Source organism: Variovorax sp. AC103, from assembly GCF_979254005.1.
Map to the genome: position 1 here is coordinate 35994 of NZ_CEEDFC010000008.1, position 19131 is coordinate 55124.

The 19131-nt window shown below is 67.7% G+C and carries 16 protein-coding genes and 1 pseudogene; 7 read left to right on the top strand and 10 right to left on the bottom strand.

The genetic code is table 11. The features are described 5' to 3' along the window. Window positions 1–77: 77 nt before the first annotated feature. Window positions 78–2099, top strand: coding sequence for a DNA primase (gene dnaG / locus AC0IYU_RS13570; protein ID WP_472117544.1), 2022 nt, complete (start codon window positions 78–80; stop codon window positions 2097–2099). On the opposite strand, the gene AC0IYU_RS13575 is transcribed toward dnaG, so the two are convergent. Continuing rightward, on the bottom strand, window positions 2027–2554 hold the full coding sequence (locus AC0IYU_RS13575; RefSeq protein WP_472117547.1) for a hypothetical protein: 528 nt from the start codon (window positions 2552–2554) through the stop codon (window positions 2027–2029). The genes dnaG and AC0IYU_RS13575 overlap by 73 nt on opposite strands. Here AC0IYU_RS13575 and rpoD point away from each other — a divergent pair. The 3 genes from rpoD to AC0IYU_RS13590 all read left to right on the top strand — a co-directional run bounded on the left by rpoD (window position 2547) and on the right by AC0IYU_RS13590 (window position 7221). After that, window positions 2547–4733 (top strand): RNA polymerase sigma factor RpoD, encoded by a 2187-nt coding sequence (rpoD, locus tag AC0IYU_RS13580; RefSeq protein ID WP_472117551.1) that lies wholly within the window; start codon window positions 2547–2549, stop codon window positions 4731–4733. The two genes, AC0IYU_RS13575 and rpoD, sit on opposite strands and share 8 nt — an antisense overlap. 107 nt (window positions 4734–4840) lie before the next feature. Beyond that, window positions 4841–6076 carry a multidrug effflux MFS transporter gene (locus AC0IYU_RS13585; RefSeq protein ID WP_472117553.1) on the top strand — a complete coding sequence of 412 codons (1236 nt, stop codon included), beginning with the start codon at window positions 4841–4843 and terminating at the stop codon, window positions 6074–6076. Window positions 6077–6093: 17 nt separating this feature from the next. Further along, complete coding sequence (locus AC0IYU_RS13590; RefSeq protein WP_472117556.1) at window positions 6094–7221, top strand: HPP family protein; 1128 nt, start codon at window positions 6094–6096, stop codon at window positions 7219–7221. A 138-nt stretch (window positions 7222–7359) separates the two neighbouring features. Here the strand turns inward: AC0IYU_RS13590 and AC0IYU_RS13595 are convergent, their stop codons facing one another. The 3 genes from AC0IYU_RS13595 to AC0IYU_RS13605 all read right to left on the bottom strand — a co-directional run bounded on the left by AC0IYU_RS13595 (window position 7360) and on the right by AC0IYU_RS13605 (window position 10564). Next, window positions 7360–8343: a tripartite tricarboxylate transporter substrate binding protein gene (locus AC0IYU_RS13595; protein WP_472117560.1), complete on the bottom strand. Its 984-nt coding sequence runs from the start codon at window positions 8341–8343 to the stop codon at window positions 7360–7362. A 68-nt stretch (window positions 8344–8411) separates the two neighbouring features. After that, window positions 8412–9620, bottom strand: coding sequence for a CaiB/BaiF CoA transferase family protein (locus AC0IYU_RS13600; RefSeq protein WP_472117563.1), 1209 nt, complete (start codon window positions 9618–9620; stop codon window positions 8412–8414). After that, window positions 9617–10564 carry a hydroxymethylglutaryl-CoA lyase gene (locus tag AC0IYU_RS13605; RefSeq protein WP_472117566.1) on the bottom strand — a complete coding sequence of 316 codons (948 nt, stop codon included), beginning with the start codon at window positions 10562–10564 and terminating at the stop codon, window positions 9617–9619. Before AC0IYU_RS13605 ends, AC0IYU_RS13600 begins: the two co-directional genes overlap by 4 nt. Window positions 10565–10686: 122 nt before the next feature. Here AC0IYU_RS13605 and AC0IYU_RS13610 point away from each other — a divergent pair, with 122 nt between their 5' ends. The 3 genes and pseudogenes from AC0IYU_RS13610 (at window position 10687) to AC0IYU_RS13620 (ending at window position 13285) form a co-directional block, all read left to right on the top strand. Continuing rightward, entirely contained in the window at window positions 10687–11589 is a 903-nt protein-coding gene (locus tag AC0IYU_RS13610) for a LysR family transcriptional regulator (protein ID WP_472117568.1), read from the top strand. A 116-nt stretch (window positions 11590–11705) separates the two neighbouring features. Then, a pseudogene (locus AC0IYU_RS13615) lies at window positions 11706–12605 on the top strand (MBL fold metallo-hydrolase); the annotation flags it as partial. After that, window positions 12599–13285 (top strand): DsbA family protein, encoded by a 687-nt coding sequence (locus AC0IYU_RS13620; RefSeq protein ID WP_472117571.1) that lies wholly within the window; start codon window positions 12599–12601, stop codon window positions 13283–13285. The pseudogene AC0IYU_RS13615 and the gene AC0IYU_RS13620, both read left to right, overlap by 7 nt. On the opposite strand, the gene AC0IYU_RS13625 is transcribed toward AC0IYU_RS13620, so the two are convergent. The 6 genes from AC0IYU_RS13625 to AC0IYU_RS13650 form a co-directional block, all read right to left on the bottom strand. Beyond that, window positions 13282–14007 carry an ABC transporter ATP-binding protein gene (locus AC0IYU_RS13625; protein ID WP_472117574.1) on the bottom strand — a complete coding sequence of 242 codons (726 nt, stop codon included), beginning with the start codon at window positions 14005–14007 and terminating at the stop codon, window positions 13282–13284. The genes AC0IYU_RS13620 and AC0IYU_RS13625 overlap by 4 nt on opposite strands. Beyond that, complete coding sequence (locus AC0IYU_RS13630; protein ID WP_472117576.1) at window positions 14000–14761, bottom strand: ABC transporter ATP-binding protein; 762 nt, start codon at window positions 14759–14761, stop codon at window positions 14000–14002. The genes AC0IYU_RS13625 and AC0IYU_RS13630 overlap by 8 nt, the downstream gene beginning before the upstream one ends. Continuing rightward, the gene (locus AC0IYU_RS13635) at window positions 14758–15756 is read right to left on the bottom strand and encodes a branched-chain amino acid ABC transporter permease (protein ID WP_472117578.1); all 999 of its coding nucleotides are present in this window, start codon (window positions 15754–15756) and stop codon (window positions 14758–14760) included. Before AC0IYU_RS13635 ends, AC0IYU_RS13630 begins: the two co-directional genes overlap by 4 nt. Next, entirely contained in the window at window positions 15757–16629 is an 873-nt protein-coding gene (locus AC0IYU_RS13640) for a branched-chain amino acid ABC transporter permease (RefSeq protein ID WP_116907984.1), read from the bottom strand. A 136-nt stretch (window positions 16630–16765) separates the two neighbouring features. Continuing rightward, window positions 16766–17938 (bottom strand): ABC transporter substrate-binding protein, encoded by a 1173-nt coding sequence (locus AC0IYU_RS13645; protein WP_435483338.1) that lies wholly within the window; start codon window positions 17936–17938, stop codon window positions 16766–16768. A gap of 178 nt (window positions 17939–18116) precedes the next feature. Continuing rightward, window positions 18117–19103 carry a PDR/VanB family oxidoreductase gene (locus tag AC0IYU_RS13650; protein WP_435435564.1) on the bottom strand — a complete coding sequence of 329 codons (987 nt, stop codon included), beginning with the start codon at window positions 19101–19103 and terminating at the stop codon, window positions 18117–18119. Window positions 19104–19131: the final 28 nt, after the last annotated feature.

The window sequence follows — 19131 nt, forward strand, 5'->3', positions numbered from 1 at the left end:
GATTTCGGACGCTTTCAGTATGCCGTCGGCCCGCAGGCATGCCGCCGCTTGCGTATGATTTGCCGCTCTTCGCCTACATGACCATCCCCGCTTCATTCATCCAGGAACTCATCGCGCGCGCCGATGTGGTCGAAATCGTCGGCCGCTATGTGCAGTTGAAGAAGGCCGGCGCCAATTTCATGGGGCTGTGCCCGTTCCACGGCGAGAAATCGCCCTCCTTCTCCGTCAGCCCGACCAAACAGTTCTATCACTGCTTCGGCTGCGGGGTGCATGGCAACGCCATCGGCTTTCTCATGGAGCATGCGGGCATGGGCTTCGTCGAGGCGGTGCACGACCTGGCCGGGCAGTATGGCCTGCAGGTGCCCGAGGACGACGCCTCCCCCGCCGAGCGCGCCCGCGCCGCCACCCAGCGCCAGAAGCAGGCCACGCTGACCGACGTGCTCGAAAAGGCCGGAGACGCCTACCGCAAGCAGTTGCGCCAGGCGCCGGGCGCCATCGGATACCTCAAGGGCCGCGGCGTCTCGGGCGAGGTCGCCAAGCAGTTCGGCATCGGCTACGCGCCGGCCGGCTGGCGCTCGCTGGCCAGCGTGTTCCCCGACTACGACGACCCGCTGCTCGCCGAAAGCGGGCTGGTGATCGTCAACAACGAGGAAGGCCAGCTCAGCGAAGCCGAGGCAAAGCGCTACGACCGCTTCCGCGACCGTGTGATGTTCCCCATTCGCAACGTGAAGGGCGAATGCATCGGCTTCGGCGGCCGCGTGCTGGGCGACGAAAAGCCCAAGTACCTGAACTCGCCCGAAACCCCCGTGTTCAGCAAGGGCCGCGAACTCTACGGCCTGTACGAGGCGCGCGCCGCCTTCCGCGACCGCGGCTATGCCCTGGTCACCGAGGGCTACATGGACGTGGTGGCACTGGCCCAGCTCGGCTTTCCGAACGCGGTGGCCACGCTGGGCACCGCCTGCACGACGGAGCACGTGCAAAAGCTCTTCCGCTTCACTGAGTCGGTGGTGTTCAGCTTCGACGGCGACGCCGCCGGCCGCCGCGCCGCGCGCAAGGCGCTCGACGGCGCCCTGCCCTACGCCACCGACGTGCGCAGCATCAAGTTCCTGTTCCTGCCGGCCGAGCACGACCCCGACAGCTTCATTCGCGAACACGGTGCCGAGGCCTTCGCCCGCTTCGTCACCGAGGCCACGCCGCTGTCGCGCTTCATGCTCGAGGCTGCCCGCGAAGGCTGCGACCTGACCACCGCCGAAGGCCGCGCGCACATGACCAGCAACGTGCGTCCGCTGTGGAGCGCGATGCCCGACGGCGCGCTCAAGCGGCAACTGCTGAGCGAAATCGCAACGCTGGTGCAGCTCGACGCGCCGGCACTGTCGGACCTGTGGGCGTCCACGCCCGGCCCGCGCAAGGCCGGCGGCGCGCCCGCACAGCAGCGCCACAACGAGCCCGGCGGCTACGACAGCGGGAGCGGCGACGACCACTACCCCGACATGCCCCCGCCGCAGGAGTACGACCCGTCGCGCTATGAAAGCGATAGCAAGCCCAAGTTCCAGCAGCGCAAGTTCGTCAAGGGCAAGCGCTGGGGCGGCAAGTTCGAGGAGCCCATCGAACCCCTGCGCGGGCGCGGCGCCCCCCCGAGCCGCCCGGACGTCGCGGTGCGGCTGCTGCTGTCGAACATGGCGCAGTGGGACGCGCTGTCGCACGAGCTCCACGTGATGCTGTGCGAGTTGCCCGGCCTGCACGGTGCGCTGTTCACCTGGCTGGACAGCCAGCTGCACGAACACGGCGTGCAGCCGTGGGCGGCGCTGCGCGAAGGCATGCGCGAGATGGATTTCGAAGCATTGGCCGAGCGGCTGATGTCGGTGTCCGAGGCCGGCCCCGCGCCCGAGGGCGAGGAGGCCCAGCACCTGGCCGAAGCCGCGCGCGAACTCGCCAGCGTGCTCGATTTCATGCTCGACGATTGCCTCAAGGCCCAGCAAAGCGAGGCCATCGCCGCCGTCGGCAAGGACCCGAAAGCCCTGGAGCGCTACAAGGCGCTGGAAACCCGGCGGCTCGAATTGCGGGCACGAATTCGCTCTTCCGGTGCAGAAACCACTTGAAATTTTCGCAACGGGCTATAATGTAGGGCTTCGCAACTGGCGAAATTAGGCAAGAGCGACAGCAGCACCTCCGGGCCGACCCTCAGCGCAACGCACTCCACCGGTAAATTCCGGCGGAAAGGGTCAATAACCGCAAGGACTGCACACCAAATGTTCGCCCGACATCTTGCCTGTTGAGGAATTAATTCCTCTTTCCCAATTGTTTTAGTCCGTGCCTGTGCACGGGCTGTGGTGGCGCCGTCCGTGTGACGGTGCGCCTGTGATTTCGCTTGTCTTTTCTTTCCGTAACGAGGTCGTATGCCCAGTTCAAAGAAGCCTGCTCCTTCACTTGCCAAAAGCGTCGCCACCAAGCCCGCAGCAGAAAAACCGTTGAAAGCCGGCGCCAAGCCAGCAACTAAGACGGGTGCCGTCGCATCCAAAGCGGCAGCCGCAACGAAAGTGAAAACCGTGCCCACGAAATCGACCTCTCTCGACGATCCCAAGAAGGCAGCCGCCCCAGCCGCCAAGAAAGCCGGCCGCCCGCCCAAGGCCGCCGGCGCTGCCGCGCCCGCCACCGGCGCCAAGCGCGGCCGCAAGCCCAAGGCCGACAAGGACGCGCCCGAGAACGACATCGACCTGTCGGACATCGAGGAAGACATTGCCGGTGACGAGCCCGTCGCGGCCACGACGACCGAAGAGAAGGTCAAGCCGCTGCGCATGAAGATCAGCAAGGCGAAGGAACGCGCCTTGATGAAGGAGTTCGGCCTCGACGAGACCGTGCTCTCCGAAGAAGACCTGGCCAAGCGCCGCTCGCGCCTGAAGACCCTGATCACGCTGGGCAAGACCCGCGGCTACCTCACGCACGGCGAAATCTCCGACCACTTGCCCGACAAGCTGGTCGACGCCGAGACCATGGAAGTCGTGGTCACCATGCTCAACGACATGGGCGTGGCGGTGTACGAGCAGACGCCCGACGCCGAGACCCTGCTGCTGAACAACACCGCGCCCACCGCCACCACGGTGGAAGAAGCCGAGGAAGAAGCCGAAGCGGCCCTGTCCACGGTGGACAGCGAATTCGGCCGCACCACCGACCCGGTTCGCATGTACATGCGCGAAATGGGCACGGTCGAGCTGCTGACGCGCGAAGGCGAAATCGAGATCGCCAAGCGCATTGAAGGCGGCCTGATGGCCATGATGGAAGCCATTTCGGCCTCCCCCGCCACCATCGCCGAAATCCTGCGCCTGGCCGCTGAAATCCGCGAAGGCAAGGTCGTCATCTCGACCATCGTCGACGGCTTCTCGAACCCCAACGAGGCCGACGACTACGTGGCCGAAGAAGACTTCGACGAGTTCGACGAGGAAGACGACGACGACGGCAAGGGCGGCTCCAAGGCCCTGACCAAGAAGCTCGAAGAACTCAAGAACGAGGCGCTCGCGCGTTTCGACCGCATCGCCGGCATGTTCGAGAAGGTCCACAAGATCTACGACAAGGAAGGCTACGGCACCCCCGCGTACGTCAAGGCCCAGGAGTCCCTGTCCGAAGAGCTGATGACCATCCGCTTCACGGCCAAGACCATCGAGAAGCTGTGCGACCTGGTTCGCACGCAGGTCGACGACGTGCGCAAGAAGGAACGCGAGCTGCGCCGCATCATCGTGGACAAGTGCGGCTTTCCGCAGGACGAGTTCATCCGCGACTTCAGCGGCTACGACAAGAACGGCAACCGCATCGCGTCGAACCTGCTGAACCTGAAGTGGGTCGAGAAGCAGGCCGCGGCCAACAAGCCCTGGAGCGCCGTGCTCGCGCGCAACATTCCGCCGGTGCAGGAACTGCAGCAGCGCCTGGCCGACATCCAGTCGCGCGTGGTGGTGCCGCTGACCCAGCTGAAGGACATCAACAAGCGCATGAACGAAGGCGAATCGTCTTCGCGTGACGCCAAGAAGGAAATGATCGAGGCCAACCTGCGCCTCGTGATCTCCATCGCCAAGAAGTACACCAACCGCGGCCTGCAGTTCCTCGACCTGATCCAGGAAGGCAACATCGGCCTGATGAAGGCGGTCGACAAGTTCGAATACCGTCGCGGCTACAAGTTCTCGACCTACGCCACGTGGTGGATCCGCCAGGCCATCACCCGCTCGATTGCCGACCAGGCGCGCACCATCCGCATTCCGGTGCACATGATCGAGACGATCAACAAGATGAACCGCATTTCGCGCCAGCATTTGCAGGAGTTCGGCTTCGAGCCCGACGCCGGCATCCTGGCCGCGAAGATGGAGATTCCGGAAGACAAGATCCGCAAGATCATGAAGATCGCGAAAGAGCCGATCTCCATGGAAACACCCATCGGCGACGACGACGATTCGCACCTGGGCGACTTCATCGAGGACAGCAGCAACACGGCGCCCATCGAAGCCGCGATGCAGGCCGGTCTTCGCGATGTGGTCAAGGACATCCTCGACAGCCTCACGCCGCGCGAAGCCAAGGTGCTGCGCATGCGCTTCGGCATCGAGATGAGCACGGACCACACGCTGGAAGAAGTCGGCAAGCAGTTCGACGTGACCCGCGAGCGCATCCGCCAGATCGAAGCCAAGGCGCTGCGCAAGCTGAAGCACCCGAGCCGCAGCGACAAGCTGCGCAGCTTCATCGACACCCTGTAATCCGGGTTCGCTGAAGCCAAAGCGCCCGCCTTGCCCCTCACCGGGGCGGCGGGCGCTCTCTTTTTTGCAGACGACACACCCACACGTACAACGGAGCTGCCCTTTCCATGAATCCCGACGCAGACAAACTCTGGAAGGCCCCGCGCTGGGCGCTTGCCGTGCTGCTGGCCGTGCTGGGCATGCTCGGGCCCTTTTCCATCGACACCTACATCCCGGCCTTCTCGGGCATTGCGCAGTCGATCGGCGCGACGCCGGCCGAGATGCAGCAGACGCTCTCGGCCTACCTGTTCGGCTTCGCGTTCATGAACCTGTTCCACGGCGCGCTGTCGGACAGCTTCGGGCGCCGGCCGGTGGTGCTGTGGGGCCTGGCCGTGTTCACCATCGCCTCGCTGGGCTGCGCGCTGTCGCAGAACATCACGCAGCTGGTGCTGTTCCGCGGCCTGCAGGGCCTGTCGACGGGCGCCGGCATCGTGGTCTCGCGCGCGGTGATCCGCGACATGTTCCCGCCCGCCGAAGCGCAGCGGGTCATGAGCCAGGTGACCATCTATTTCGGCGTGGCGCCGGCCATCGCCCCCATCGTGGGCGGCTTCCTGTTCGTGCACGCGGGCTGGCACGCCGTGTTCTGGTTCCTGGTGGCGGTGGGCGTGGTGCTGTTCGCGGCCAACTACAAGCTGCTGCCCGAAACCCTTCACAAGGACCACCGCCAGCCGTTCCAGGTGCGCCACTTGATGCGCGGCTACCGCGACCTGTGCTCCGACCCGCGCTTCCTGCTGCTGGCCTTTGCGAGCGGCGTGCCCTTCAACGGCATGTTCCTCTACGTGCTGGCCGCGCCCGCGTTCCTGGGCGACCACCTGGCGCTGCAGCCGCAGCAGTTCTTCTGGTTCTTCCTGCTGACCATCGGCGGCATCATGCTCGGCGCGCGTGCCAGCGGGCGCATGGCAGGCAAGGTGGCACCCAAGCGGCAGATCCGCGACGGCTTCCTCATCATGCTGGTGACCTCGGTGGTCAACGTGGTGGCCAACTTCTTCTTCGACGCGCACGTGGCGTGGGCGCTGTGGCCGCTGGCGGTATTCGCCTTCGGCTGGGCGCTGATGGTGCCGGTGGTCACGCTGCTGGTGCTCGACCTGCATCCCGAGCGCCGCGGCATGGCCTCGTCGCTGCAGGCCGTGATCGGCTCCACCGCCAACGGCGTGGTGGCCGGCGCCATTGCGCCGCTGGTGATGCATTCGACGCTGGCGCTGGCGCTGACCTCGCTGAGCATGCTGGTCATCGGCCTGGTCGCCTGGGTATGGCTGCACGGCCGCTGGCCCGAGATCGGGCGGCTGGTGGCCCACGAAGGCTGACAACGCAGCGCGCGGCGATGCGGTTCGATGCATTCCTGGCCCATGCCCGCGCTTGGCTGCCGGGCCGCACCACCGTCGATGCGCGTGAACGTGTGCGCGCCGTCGCGGGCGCCGGGCTCGGCCTGCTGGTCACGGCGCTGCTGTCGCATTGGCTGGCCGGCCCGCTGCATGCCAGCGTCTGGCTGATCGCGCCGCTGGGCGCCAGCGCCGTGCTGGTGTTCGCAGTGCCGGCGAGCCCGCTTGCGCAACCCTGGGCGGTGATCGGCGGCAACACCTTGTCCGCGCTGGTCGGCATCGCCTGCGCCAACTGGATTCCCGAGCCCGCCACGGCGGGCGCGGTGGCGGTGGCCCTGGCCATCGGCCTCATGTTCGGCGCACGCTGCCTGCACCCGCCCGGCGGTGCCGCGGCGCTGCTGGCGGTGCTGACGCACACCACGCACTTCTCGTCCGCCCTCTTCCCCTTCTTCACCAACTCGCTGCTGCTGGTGCTGGCCGGCGTGGCCTACAACTCACTCACCGGGCGCCGCTATCCGCACGTGCAGGTGGCACGCGCACCGGCGGCCGACGCGCGCTTCAGCCAGGCCGACATCGACGCCGTGCTGGCGCGCTACAACCAGGTGCTGGACATCAGCCGCGACGACCTCGAATCGCTGATCCAGCAAACCGAGCTGGAGTCGTACAAGCGGCGCCTGGGCACGTTGCACTGCGCCGACATCATGTCGCCTGCTCCCGTGTCGGTGGAGTTCGGCACGCCGCTGCAGGAGGCCTGGGCGCTGATGCACGAGCGCCGCATCAAGGCCCTGCCGGTCACCGACCGCACGCGCCGCGTGGTCGGCATCGTCACGCAGGCCGACTTCTTCCGGCAGCTCGACCTGCAGCACCACGAAGGCATTGCGGGCAAGCTGCGCGACCTGATCCGCGCCACGCGCACCGTGATGTCCGACAAGCCCGAGGTGGTCGGCCAGATCATGACGCGCCAGGTGCGCGTGGCCAGCGCCGACCGGCCCGTGGTCGACCTCGTGCCGTTGTTCTCCGAGGGCGGGCACCACCACATTCCCATCATCGACGGCGAGAAGCGGCTGACGGGAATGATCACGCAGTCGGATTTCGTGCGGGCGTTGTACCGGGCAGTAGGCCCGGCATAGGGCCTTTGGTATTTCTCCCTACCCTCCCGGGGGAGGGTCGGGGTGGGGGCACGACGGCCTCCACGACAACGCAGCGCCTCATCGAAGGCCGCTTGCCCCCATCCCCGCCTTCCCCCGGGAGGGGAAGGAGCAAGACCTTCACTCCAGCACCACGTTCGCTTTTTTCACCAGCGCCGCATAGCGCGCAGCCTCGCTGCGGAAATACGCCGCCGCCTGCGCCGCCGTCGTCGGCTTGATGACGTTCCCCTGCTTGTCCATCGCCTCGCGCACCTCGGCGCTCGTGAACGCAGCGGCCACGGCATCGTGCACGCGCTGGATGTCCGCCGCCTGCATCTTCGGCGGGCCGATCACCGCGAACCAGCCTTCGACCGCGTAGTTCGGCAGTCCCTGCTCCGCGATCGTCGGAATGTCGGGCGCAGCCGGCGAGCGCGTGGCGCCGCACAGGCCGATGGCGCGCAGCGCGCCGCTCTTGATGTGCGGCTGCACCGCCGGCAGGGCCACCACGCCCATCTCGACCTGCCCGCCGATCATGTCGGTCACCATCGGGCCCGTGCCCTTGTACGGAATGTGCCGCGCCTTCACGCCGGCCTCGTCCATGAACATCTCGCCGGCGAGGTGAATGATGGTGCCGTTGCCCGACGACGCGTAGTTGTAGCCGCCGGGCCTGGCGCGCAGCAGCGCCACCAGCTCGGGCACGTTCTTCGCGGGCAGCTTGGGGTTGGCCACCAGCACCAGCGGCGTGGCGCCGACCACGCTGATGGGCGTGATGTCGTTGATGGCGTCGAACGGCATCTTCTTGAACACCGCCGGGTTGATCACGTGGTTGTTGGACACCATGCCCAGCGTGAACCCGTCGGGCGGCGCCTTGACGATGGCGGCCGCGCCGGTAATGCCCCCCGCGCCGGGCAGGTTCTCGATCACCACCGGTTGGCCGAAGGCCTTGCCGAGCGCCACCGAGGCGGCGCGCACGATGGTGTCGACGCCCGAGCCCGCGCTGATCGGCAGGATGAAGCGAATGGGCTTGTCCGAACCCTGCGCCAGCGCGGGGCAGGCGGCCACGGCGGCGGCGCACGCGCCGAAGCCGAGGACCGTACGGCGGTTCAGACGGTTCAGACGGTTCATCGAGGAAAGTGTGGGATTCATGGTCTTGTCTCTCTTTATTTGTGTTCGGAAGAATCGTCGCGCGCAGCTCAGGCCACGGCTGAATCGGCCTGCAGGGCGTCCACCTGCTCGCGTGCATAGCCCAGCTCGGCCAGCAACTCGCGCGTGTGCTCGCCCAGCGTCGGCGGATGCAGCCGCACGCCGAGCCGGTCGCCGCCCAGCGTGATCGGGAACAGCGTGGTCTGCGCCATTTCCCCGGCACGCTCGCCGTCCGGCAGGCGGATGTCCGCGAGCCCGCCTGTGGCCTTGAGGTGCGGATCGTCGTACAGGTCCTGCGGCCGCACGATCGGCGCGAAGGGCAGGCCCCTGGCCTCGAAGATCGCCGACAGTTCCGCCGCCGACCAGTCCGCCAGGCGCGCGCGCAGGTCGGCCAGCAGCGTCGGGCGCATCCGCACGCGGTCGTTGTTGGTCAGCAGCGCCGGGTCGGCCTTCAGGTCGGCGAAGCCCAGCGCGTCGCAGAAGGTCTTCCACTGCGCGTCGCTCACCGCGGCCAGAAAGATCTGCTCGCCGTCCTTCACGGTGAACACGTCGTACAGCGCCCAGGCCGAGATGCGGTCGGGCATCGGCGCCGCGGCCTGCCCGGTGATGGCGTACTGCAGCATGTGCTGTCCGACCAGGAACACGTTGTTCTCGAACAGCGCCGACTGCACCTCCTGGCCCTTGCCGGTCTCGGCGCGCTGCATCAGCGCGGCGATGGCGCCGATGGCGCCGAACATGCCGCCCATGATGTCGTTCACGCTGGTGCCCGCGCGCAGCGGGTCGCCCGGCCGGCCCGTCATGTAGGCCAGCCCGCCCATCATCTGCACCACCTCGTCGAGCGCCGTGCGGTGCTCGTACGGGCCGGGCAGGAAGCCCGTGTGGTTCACATAGACGAGGCGCGGGTTGAGCTTGCCGAGTGCGGCGTAGCCCAGACCGTACTTGTCCATGGTGCCCGGCTTGAAGTTCTGCGCCACCACGTCGGCCGTGGCGCACAGGCGCAGCGCGGCTTCCAGCCCCTGCGGGTGGCGCAGGTCGAGGGCGATGCTCTTCTTGTTGCGGTTGAACATGGGAAAGAAGCCCGCGCCCGCGCCCAGCAGGTGCCGCGTGCGGTCGCCGTCGATGGGCTCGACCTTGATCACCTCGGCGCCCAGGTCCGCCAGCACCATGCCGCAGGTCGGGCCCATGACCATGTGCGTGAACTCCACCACGCGGACGCCGGCCAGCGGCAGGCGTTTTTCCTCGGTGGTTGCCGTGCTCATGCCGCGACCCCTTCCGCAACCGCGAAGGTCTTCGGAAAGCCCGCGCGCCACACCGTGCCCTGCAGCGTCTCGCCGTCGAGCCACCCGGCCACGCGCCGGCGCAGGTCGAGCAGCTTCGGCAGGTCGACGCCGGTGGCCACGCCCATGCTCTGGAGCATGAAGACGAGGTCTTCGGTATCGACGTTGCCGCTGGCGCCGGGCGCATGCGGACAGCCGCCGATGCCGGCCAGGCAGGCGTCGAAGCGCGTGATGCCGACCTCCAGCGCCGCGTACACGTTCGCCAGCCCCATGCCGCGCGTGTCGTGGAAATGCCCGCACCACAGCCGGTCGCCCGCGATGCGCAGGGCGCGCTCGAACAGGCTGCGCACCATGGCCGGATCGGCATAGCCGACGGTGTCGGCCAGGCTCACGCGGTCGGCGCCGGCATCGAGCAGCGCCTGCATCAGCCGCAGCACTTCGTCAGGCTCGACGCGGCCCTGCAGCGTGCAGCCGAAGGCCGTGCCCACGCCGCCGTCGATCAGCGTCTTAGAGCCCGCCGCGTCGCGCGCCGCGCGGATGCGGCCCACCTCGGCCACCACCTCGTCGGGCGTCTTGCGCAGGTTGGCCAGGCTGTGCGCATGGCTGGCCGAGAGCGGCACGATCATCAGGTCGGCATCGCCCGCAATGGCACGCTCCGCACCCTTGAGGTTGGGCACCAGCACCGAGGCGAAGAGCCCCGGCAGCGTCTTCGCGAAGGCCAGCAGTTCGGCCGTGTCGGCCAGTTGCGGGAGCAGGTGCGCGGGCACGAAGGAGCCGACCTCGATCTCGCGCTGGCCGGCGGCGTGCGCGTCGCGGATCCATTCGAGCTTGCGGGCGGTGGGCAGCACACGGGCGATGCTCTGAAGGCCGTCGCGCAGCCCCACTTCGCGAACGACCGCGCGCGGCGGCAGGAAGGGGTGAATCAAAACTTTGTCTCCGTCGTGAGGGTACGGCGTCGATGTTAGAAGTTCCCGTTCGGTTCAGAAGGTATATTTTGGAAGCCGTTTGCTTCCAATACGGAACACCACGAAAACATCTAGGAGAGCACATGCGCGACCTCGACCTCACCTCCCTGCGCCTGTTCGTTTCCGTCTGCGAAACCCGCAGCATCGCGCGCGCCGGCGAGCAGGCCAGCATCGTCGGCTCGGCCATCAGCAAGCGGCTGGCCCAGCTGGAAGACGCGGTGGGCACGCCGCTGCTGCTGCGCAAGCGCCGCGGCGTGGTGCCGACGCCGGCCGGCGAAACCCTGCTGGAGCACGCGCGCGCCATGCTCGGCAGCGCGAACCGCATCGAGCGCGACATGGCCGCCTATGCGGGCGGCGCGCGCGGCCATGTGCGCATCCTGGCCTCGGCCTCGGTCATGGCCGAGTCGCTGGCCGAAGACGTCGCGGGCTTTCTGCAGGACCCGGCGAACCGCAACATCCGCGTGGACATGGAAGAGCGCGTGAGCCCGGAAATCGTGCGCGGCATCCGCGAGGGCAGCGCCTCCATCGGCCTGTGCTGGGACGCCGCCGACCTCGAGGGGCTGGAGCGGCGCAGCTACCGCAGCGACCACCTCGCCATCGTCGCGCACCCCTCGCACCCGGTGGCGCGGCACGACGCGGTGCGCTTCGAGCAGGTGCTCGACCACGAATTCGTCGGCATGCCCGCGCTGAGCGCCGTGCAGCTGATGCTCGCGCGCGAGGCGGCGGTCGCGGGCAAGCCGCTGGTGTACCGGGTGCTGGTGTCCAACTTCGACGCCGCGCTGCGCGTGGTGCGCGCGGGGCTGGCGATCAGCGTGGTGCCGGCGGAAGTGGCGCGGCCCTTCACCGAGGCCTTCGGCCTGCGCTTGATGCCGCTGACCGACGCCTGGGCGCGGCGGCGCTTCGCGATCTGTTTTCGCGGCGGGGCGGCGCTGTCGCCGTCGGCGCAGCTGCTGGTCTCGCACCTGGAGCGTTGCGCCACGGACTGAGCTTCATTCGTCCGGAATCAGAAACTATTCGTTGCCCTGGAGGTGGTTTTTATTTCAGTTCCCGCAACCTAGCATCGGCGCACTCTCACCCTTCATCGCACACAGAAAGACCGCCAATGTTCCGCAGAGCCCTCCTCTCCACCGCCGCCCTCGCCGCCCTCACCGCCCTCGTGGGCATCGCGCCGCTGGCGCAAGCCGCCCAGCCGCTGAAGCTGGATGTGTACAACCCCGGCACGCAATCGATGTTCCCGGTGTCGTCCGAGATCGTCACCGGCCAGACCGAGGCCGTGCTGATCGACGCGCAGTTCCAGCGCAACGACGCCGAGGCGCTGGTGCAGAAGATCAAGGCCACGGGCAAGAAGCTCACCACCGTCTACATCAGCCACAGCGACCCCGACTACTACTTCGGCCTCGACGTGGTCCAGGCCGCCTTCCCCGACGCGAAGATCGTCGCCACGCCGCAGACCGTGGCCGCCATCCAGGCCTCGAAGGACGGCAAGCTCGCGCACTGGGGCCCGATCCTGAAGGACAACGCGCCCAAGGCGCTGGTGGTGCCCGACGCATTGGCCGGCGACAGCCTGACGCTCGAAGGCCGCAAGATCCAGGTCGTCGGCCTCGACAGCCCCACGCCCGAGCGCAGCTTTGCGTGGATCCCCTCGCTGAAGGCCGTGGTCGGCGGCATTCCCGTGTCCGCCAACATCCATGTGTGGGTGGCCGACACGCAAACGCCGCAATCGCGCCACGACTGGCTCAAGACGCTGGACCGCATCGCCGCGCTGCACCCCAGGACCGTCGTGCCCGGCCACTACCTGCCGAACGCGAACGGCTCTGCGCCGTACACGGTGGCTTCGGTGAAGTTCACGCGCGACTACCTGAAGGCCTTCGAGGTCGAAGCCGCCAAGGCGAAGGACTCGGCCGCGCTCATCGATGCGATGAAGAAGCGCTACCCCACGCTGCAGGACACCTCGTCACTGGAACTCGGCGCCAAGGTCGTCAAGGGAGAAATGAAATGGCCGCAATGAGCGACACCGCCAATGCAGGCGCGACCCTGCACTACATCTTCGATCCGCTGTGCGGCTGGTGCTACGCCGCCGCGCCGCTGGTGGCCGCGGCGCGCGGCGTGCCGGGCCTGAAGGTCGCGTTCCATGGCGGCGGCATGATGACCGGCGCCAACCGCCGCGCCATCACGCCGCAGTGGCGCGAGTACGTGATGCCGCACGACAGGCGCATCACCGAGATGACGGGCCAGCCTTTCGGCGAGAACTACTTCGAGGGACTGCTGCGCGACACCGGTGCGGTGATGGATTCGGAACCGCCGACCACCGCCATCCTCGCGGCCGAGTCGCTGCGCGCGGGCGGCGGGCTGGACATGGTCCATCGCCTGCAGCAGGCGCATTACGTCGAAGGCCGCCGCATCGCCGATGCCGATGTGCTGGCCGAGATGGCCGTCGACATCGGCTTCGACGCCGACGCCTTCCAGGCCGCCTTCGCGCGACTGTCGGGCGAAGCGACCGCGCAGCACATCGCCGAAAGCCGCGAGATGCTGCAACGCGCAGGCGGCCAGGGCTTTCCGACCTTCGTGCTGGCGCAGGCCGACGGCCGCGCCACCCGCATCGACGCGGGCGCCTGGCTGGGCCGCGCCGACGACTGGAAGGCCAAGCTGTCGGCGTTGGCGGCGCAGGCCGAACGCGTCTAGCGCGCGACGCCCAGCAGGCGGTCCAGCACTTCGGGCTGCGTGCGCAGGGTCGAGGCCTTGTCGGTGTGCACGATGGTCCCGTGGTCCAGCACCACCGCCTCGTCGGAGATCGCCAGGATCGCCTGCGGATGCTGCTCGACGATGATCGCGGCCAGCCCCTCGTCCTGCGTGATGCGGCGGATGGCGCGCAGCAGCTCTTCCACGATGATGGGCGCGAGCCCTTCGAGCGGCTCGTCGAGCAGCAGCAGCCTGGGGTTGAGCACCAGCGCGCGGCCCACGGCCAGCATCTGCTGCTCGCCGCCCGAGAGCTGCGTGCCAAGGTTGCTCTTGCGCTCGGCCAGGCGCGGGAACATCTCGTAGACGCGCTGCGCATTCCAGGGATTGGAAGTCCCTCCGGGCCTGCCGGGGCGCTCCACCGCCGTGAGGTTCTCGTGCACCGTGAGCGACTTGAAGATGTTGCGCTCCTGCGGCACCCAGCCGATGCCGGCGGCCGCGCGCTGGTGCGGTGCCAGCTTGTGCAGCGCCTGACCGCTCAGCGTGATGGTTCCGCCGTGCTGGCGCGTCGCGCCCGCGAGCGTGTTGATCAACGTCGTCTTGCCTGTGCCGTTGCGGCCCAGAAGCGCCAGCGTCTGGCCTTCGCCCAAGGCAAACGCCACATCGTGCAGCACCACGGCCTCGCCGTAGCCGGCGCTCAGGTTCTCGATGCGCAAAAGTTCAGACATGGACAGCTTCTCCATGGCCCAGATAGACCTCTTTCACCTTCGGATCGTTGGCGATGGTTTCGGGGTCGCCTTCGGTCAGCAGCGTGCCGTTGACCAGCACGGTCATGCGGTCGGCGAAGCTGAACACCAGGTCCATGTCGTGCTCGATGAGCAGCACCGACACGTCGGCCGGCAGCGCGGCCACGGTCTGCAGCAGCTCTTCGCGCTCGCCGGCGGGCACGCCCGCCACAGGCTCGTCGAGCAGCAGCACGCGCGGCTCGCAGGCCAGCGCAATCGCAATTTCCAGCAGGCGGCGCTTGCCGTAGGCCAGGTGCTTCACCTGCTGCAGCGCCACGTCGCCCAGGTGGAACTGCTCCAGCAGTTGCCCCGCGCGCTCGGCAATCGCCTTGCTCGCGCCCAGCGGGCGCCACCACTGCGCGCCGATGCCCTGGTGTTGCGACACCACGAGCGCCAGCGTTTCCAGCGGCGTCATCGAGTCGAACAGCTGGTTGATCTGGAAGGTGCGCACCAGCCCGCGCGCCACGCGCTTGTGCGGCGCCAACGTGGTGATGTCCTCGCCCAGCAGCGTGATGCGGCCTTCGGTCGGCGTGAGCACGCCCGTCAGCTGGTTGATGAGCGTGGTCTTGCCCGCGCCGTTGGGGCCGATCAGCGCATGGCGTGCGCCGCGCTTCAACTCCATCGTCACGTTGTTGGTGGCCGTGATGCCGCCGAAGCGCATCACGAGGCCGTGGGTGGAGAGCACGGTGTCGGTCATGCCGCGCCACCTTTCTTCTTGCCTGCGCCGAACCACGTCCAGGGCTTGAGCAAACGCTCGCGCCCCACGAGCACCAGCAGCACCAGGATCAGCCCGATCCAGAACATCCAGTACTGCGGCGTCACGGCCGACAACCAGGTCTGCAGCAGCTTGAAGACGATCGCACCCGCCACGCCGCCATACAGCCAGCCCACGCCGCCGATGACCAGCATCAGCAGCACGTCGGCCGAGCGGTCGAAGGCCAGCACGTCGAGCGATGCAAAGCCGGTGGTCTGCGCCAGCAGCGCACCCGCGGCACCCGCAACGGCGGCCGCGATGGTGTAGACCGTGGCCAGCCGCGACACCACCGGAATGCCGATGGCCATCGCGCGCAGCCGGTTGTCGCGAATGGCCTTCAGCGTGGCGCCGAACGGCGAATGCACCAGCCGGCGCATCAGCAGGAACAGCACCAGCATCACGGCCAGCGAATACCAGGCGGCCGTGCGGCCGTACAGGTCGAATTCGAAAAAGCCGAGCACCGGCCCCATCACCACGCCCTGCAGGCCGTCGGCGCCGCCGGTGAGCCAGTCGAGCTTGTTGGCCAGTTCGAGCAGCAGCAGCGCGGTGCCGAGCGTGACCATCAGGCGCGTGAGGTCGCTGCCGCGCAGGATCGTCACGCTGGCAACCAGGCCGAGCACGGCCGACAGCACGGTCGCGAACACGAGCCCCACGGTCGGGTCGGGCATGACGAGCTTGGCGAACAGCGCCGCCGCATACGCGCCGAAGCCGAAGAAGGCGGCATGGCCCAGCGACACGATGCCGGTGTAGCCCAGGATCAGGTCGAGCGACATCGCGAACAGCGCGACGATGGCGATCTCGTTGACCAGCAGCGAGTGCGAAGGCATGACGAGCGGCAGCGCGAAGGCCGCGGCCCAGACCACGAATTCGAGTGGGCGCCAGCGGGCCTTGCGCAGCAGGGCCGACTGGAAGTCGGCCGCGGAAGAAGGAGCGCTCATTCAGCGGCCTCCCTTGCGCGTGAACAAGCCCTGGGGGCGCCACATCAGGATCAGGATCATCAGCAGGTAGACGGTGAACGCACCCATCTTCGGAATGAAGTACTTGCCCGCCACGTCGGCAATGCCCAGCAGCAGCGCCGCCGCGAGCGGCCCGGTGATCGACGAGGTGCCGCCGACCGAAACCACGATCAGGAAATAGATCATGTACTTGAGCGGAAAGGTAGGGTCCAGCCCAAGGATCTCCGCGCCCAGCGCGCCGCCCAGGCCCGCGAGGCCGGAGCCCACGGCGAAGGTCAGCAGGAACACGATGTTCACGTTGATGCCCAGGCCCGCCGCCACGCGCGGGTCGTCGACCGCCGCGCGCAGCCGGCTGCCGAAGCGGGTCTTCGACAGGATGAGCTGCAGCACCACGGTGAGCACCGCGCACACGCCGATGATGAACAGCCGGTAGTGCCCCATGCCCAGCATGAAGGCGCCGTCGCCGATCTCGGTGCGCCCGCGCAGCCACTCGGGCAGTTGCACGTTCTGCTGCGACGAGCCCACGAAGTAGTCGATGGCCGCCACCGCCATGAAGGCCAGGCCGATGGAAAACAGCACCTGGTCGAGGTGCGACTTGCCGTACATGGGCCGGTAGAGCGTGCGTTCGAGCAACGCCCCTGCGAGGCCGACCACGATGAACGCGAGCGGCAGGCAGGCCAGGAAAGGCAGGCCGAGCTTCTGCATCGCGAACACGGTGAGGTAGCCGCCGGCCATGGCGAAGGCACCGTGCGCGAGGTTGATGAAGTTCATCAACCCGAGCGTCACGGCGAGGCCGACAGCCAGCACGAAAAGCAGCATGCCGTAGGCGATGCCGTCGAAAAGAATGGTCAACATATCAGCGATTCACCAGCTTGCCGCACAGCACGGCGCCTTCGAAAAACACCGCGGCACCGGCTTTGCCGGCCCGCGGTGCTGCCCCACGCAGGGGGTAGGAGAAGCGACACGAAGTGCGCGCAGCCCGGGGCGAGCCTTACTTGGTCTTGCCCGGATCCTTCACGCTCTTGATCACGTCGAACTCGACGTTGTAGAGCTGCCCGTCCTTCTTCTCGACCTTGCGCAGGTACACGTCCTGCACCACGTCGCGGGTCTGCGCGTCGATCATCATCTGGCCGCGCGGGCTCTCGAAGACCTGGCCCTTCATGGCGGCCAGCAGTGCTTCGCCGCCGCCCGCACCCTTGGTGGTCTTGAGCGCTTCGTAGATCACGCGCATGCCGTCATAGCCACCCACGGCCATGAAGTTGGGGCGCAGCTTGGGGTTGGCCTTTTCGAAGGCTTCCACGAACTTCTTGTTCATGGCCGAAGGGTGCGCCGCCGAATAGTGGTGCGAGGTGACCACGCCCAGCGCGCCGTCGCCCATGTCGTTGAGTTGATCGTCGTCGGTCACGTCGCCGGTGGCGATGAGCTTGATGCCGGCCTTGTCCATGCCGCGCTCCAGGAACTGCTTCATCACCGCCGCGCCCGCGCCCGAGGGCACGAACACGAACAGCGCGTCGGGCTTGGCGTCGCGCACCTTCTGCAGGAACGGCGCGAAGTCGGGGTTGCGCAGCGGCACGCGCAGCTTGTCGATGACCTTGCCGCCGTTGAGCTGGAAGCGCTCGCTGAAGAACTTCTCGGCGTCGTTGCCCGGGCCGTAGTCGGCCACCAGCGTCACGACCGTCTTGATGCCGTTCTTGGGCGCCCAGTCGCCCATGGGCACCGACACCTGCGGGAGCGTGAAGCCCGAGCGAATGATGTAGGGCGAGGCCTCCGTGATGCTCGAGGTGGCCGCGGCCATCACGAGCTGGGGCGTCTTCGACTGGGTGGCGATGGGCGCCACGGCCAGGGCCAGCGGCGTCAGGCCGAAGCCGGCCAGCACGTTGACCTTGTCGTTCACCACCAGTTCCTGCGCCAGGCGCTTGGTGACGTCGGGCAGGCCGGTGTCGTCCTTGACGATCAGCTCGACCTTCTTGCCGGCCACGGTGTCGCCGTTCTGGGCCATGTACAGGCGAGCGGCGGCTTCGATCTGGCGTCCGGTGGAGGCCGACTGGCCGGTCATCGGCAGGATGAGGCCGATCTTGAACTTGTTGTCCTGGGCGCTGGCCAGCGACATTGAAAGCGCGAGCGCCGACAGGGCGGCGGTCTGGATGAGATGGCGTCTTTGCATGTTTTTCCTTCAGGGACGGAACTCGAAACCGGGGCTATTTTCAACACTTTGCAACATTCGGCGAAGCAGGCAATCACCTACCCGGCCTCCTTCGCAGGCCTTTGTTGCGCGATCAACAAATGAACTGCGCGATGATCGCGCAAGGCGGCGCGAACCCGGTCGCCCGGGTGTTGCGGCCTCAGTGGTCGGCGCGGTACGCGGAGTCGAGCGTGAGCGTACCCACGGCGCGTGACACGCAGGCGCAAATGCGCGTGGTCGACTCTTTTTCGTGCTCGCTCAGGAACACGTCGCGGTGATCGATCTGGCCGTCGACGGCCAGCACGTCCATGGCGCACAGGCCGCATTCGCCGCGCTTGCAGTCCCACAGGGTCTGCACGCCCGCGGCGTCGAGCGCTTCGAGCAGGGTGCAGTCGGCCGGCACGGTGATCGTCAGGTCGTGGCGGGGAATGTGCACCTGGAAGGGCTGGGTGGCGTAGCGGCCGCTGCTGCCGAAGGTTTCGAAGCGCAGGTCCTCGATGGGGCGGCCGGCCGCGTGCCAGGCGCGCTTGAGCGCTTCGAGCATCGGCACCGGGCCGCAGGTGTAGAGCTGCCCGCCGGGCGGCAGCGCGGCAATGGCGGCCGCGAAATCGATGGGGGCCGAGCCTTCGTGGGCCGACACGCCCTCGCCCAGCGCATCCTGCAGGTGCGAGAGGTAGCCGAACTCGCCGGCGTGGCGCGCGCCGTAGAGCATCTTCACCGGCACGCCGCTGCGCTTTGCATGGGCACCGAGGCGCTGCGCCATCAGCACCAGCGGCGTGATGCCGATGCCGCCCGCCACCAGCAGGTAGCCGGGCGCGGACAGGTCGAGCGCGAAGTGGTTCTGCGGCGCGCTCACCTGCAGGCGGTCGCCCACCGACAGTTGCCACATGGCGAGCGAGCCGCCGCGGCCGTCGTCGAGCCGCTTCACGGCAATGCGCCAGCACTGGCCGTCACCCTCGCCGACCAGCGAATACGAACGGGTCTGCACCTTGCCCTGCGCCGTCATCACCTGCACCTGCAGGTGGGCGCCGGGTTCATAGGTGGCGGCAAAGCCGCCGTCGGGGCGCAGTTCGAACTCGCGCACGGTGGGCGTGACGTCGCGCAGCGCCACGACCTGCGCCTGCATCCATTGAAGATCGCTTTTCATCGGGGGAACACCAAAGGCAAAGAGGGAA